At 70.8% G+C, this 1,882-nt stretch carries 2 protein-coding genes and 1 pseudogene; 1 reads left to right on the top strand and 2 read right to left on the bottom strand.

Features of this window, described 5'->3' with window-relative positions; all coding sequences use genetic code 11:
• Window positions 1–479 (bottom strand): annotated as a pseudogene (locus tag RWX45_RS08665) (glycosyltransferase family 2 protein); the annotation flags it as partial.
• Window positions 476–724 carry a WhiB family transcriptional regulator gene (locus RWX45_RS08660; protein WP_410050702.1) on the bottom strand — a complete coding sequence of 83 codons (249 nt, stop codon included), beginning with the start codon at window positions 722–724 and terminating at the stop codon, window positions 476–478. The gene RWX45_RS08660 and the pseudogene RWX45_RS08665, both read right to left, overlap by 4 nt.
• A gap of 457 nt (window positions 725–1,181) precedes the next feature.
• Between RWX45_RS08660 and RWX45_RS08655 the strand changes: the two genes are divergently transcribed.
• Window positions 1,182–1,882: TIGR03089 family protein (locus RWX45_RS08655; protein ID WP_316023327.1), on the top strand; the 701-nt coding region annotated here is incomplete at its 3' end.

Below are 1,882 nucleotides of genomic sequence, written 5' to 3'. Positions count from 1 at the left end.
GTCTCGGTCTCGGAGATCGGCGACATGGCGCCGGTAGGGCCCGTCAGCGGTCCGGAGTTGATGCCGGAGTCGGGTCCGCCGCTCGACCACTCCCCTGCCCGCTGTGTGCCCCAGGCAGGATCCGCTTGGCCGCGGCGGGGACGTTTGCGATTTCCCTTGGTAACGAGCTCGGCGTACTTGGCCAGGCCGCGCTTGACGGCGTCTCCGAAACCGGTGGCGTCGGGCACGTGGACAACCCGCACGGCCGTGACCGCGTCGGCGCCGGAGTCGACGACGGCCTCCTCGATCGGAGTGCCGTCACCGAGCCCGTTGGCGCGCGAGGCGACATCAACAATGAGCAGGACGTCGGGGGCGACGCTTTGGCCGGCCACCGCCCGCAGGGTTTTGGGCAGGTAGGGGGTGACTCCGGCTGAGACGAGGACCGCGAGGACCCCGCCCGGTGATGATGCTTGCTGTCCGGCGCTCCCGGCCCGGCTCATACCGCGCGCCGTTTGAGCTTGCGGCGCTCGCGCTCGGACAGTCCTCCCCAAATCCCGAAGCGCTCGTCATTGGCCAGGGCGTACTCCAGGCACTCCTCGCGCACCTCGCAGGAGGCGCACACGCGCTTCGCCTCGCGGGTGGAGCCACCCTTCTCAGGGAAGAAGGCCTCGGGGTCGGTTTGGGCGCACAGAGCGCGCTCCTGCCACGCCAGGGGGCCCTCGTCGGGATTGTCGTCGCCGAGCAGAAGGAGGAGCGCCTCGTCGTCGGCGTTGTCGGACCGCTCAAGCGGACCGTCGCCGAGGATGTTCCACACGATGGCTTCCCTTCAGGATACGGACGATGTTTACGTAGAATTACACGGGTGTGAGCCGCGTTGAGTCAAGCCGTGGCCGCGAAATTCACTCAATTGCGATGGCCCACACCCCACCGACCACCCCGTTCACACCACCGGGACTTTCGCCCGGCGTGGCCCGGGTCACGCCGGGTGCCGCGATGATGGCGCACCATCCCGCCGAGGCTTTTATGACAATTTCCTGTCAATCAGCTGTGTAAGCCCGCTGCCACCCCGTTGGGCCGTGCGCGCCGGCCCGGCACCCGCCGCGGGCCCGGGGCGCCTCCCGCACCCGGCGCACCCCGGCTCACGGCGTCCACCCCGCACCATTGAAGCGCGAGGAGCCCCGGGAGTCTGATTGGATCAGGGGGTGACCGACGCGCTGACCGCCTGCCTTCCCTCCGCCACCGATGCCGACCGCCCGTGGCTGGTGTGGTACGCGCCCGGCGAGCGCGTGGAGCTGACCGGACACGTGCTGCACATGTGGCAGTGCAAGATCGCCAACCTGCTCAGCGACGAGCTGGCCGTGGCCACTCCCCTCGTTCACATTGGCCTGGGTGTGCATTGGCGGACGGTGACCTGGTGCTGCGGCACATGGCTGGCCGGCGGCGCCGTCGCCTTCGACGCCACCCGCGCGCCTCAAGCAGCCGCCATGGCGGCGGACCCGGACGTTTCGGTGGCTTTTGCCCCCGCGGGCTTGGTGGCGAGCGCCGAGCTGCAGGTCCTGGTGCCGCGTGCCGCCCTGGCCGTGCGCTGGCCCGGGGACCTGCCGCCGCTTGTGCTTGACGGCGTCGCGGACCTCATGCCTCGCGCGGACGACTTCACGCCGCCGGTCAGCAACGGCACGCAGCCGGCGCTGGTGCGGGCCACGGGCCGGTCGGAAGCGGTCTCCCGAGACGCGCTCGTCACCGGCTTGGCCGACTTCACAGATCGGGCGGACGCTGCGGGCAGGCGCGCCGCGCTGGTGCAGGTGCCAGGCGACGCCCCGGAAGATGCCATGCGCGGCGTGCTCGCCGCCTGGCGGGTCGGCCTCACCGCGGTGTTGTTGTCCCCCGACGCCGATGCCGACCT

Origin of the sequence: Actinomyces sp. MRS3W, assembly GCF_032465695.1 — a bacterium.
Lineage (GTDB): Bacteria > Actinomycetota > Actinomycetes > Actinomycetales > Actinomycetaceae > Actinomyces.
Note: the sequence above shows the minus strand (reverse complement) of the source record. Positions and strands in the feature narration are given on the sequence as shown.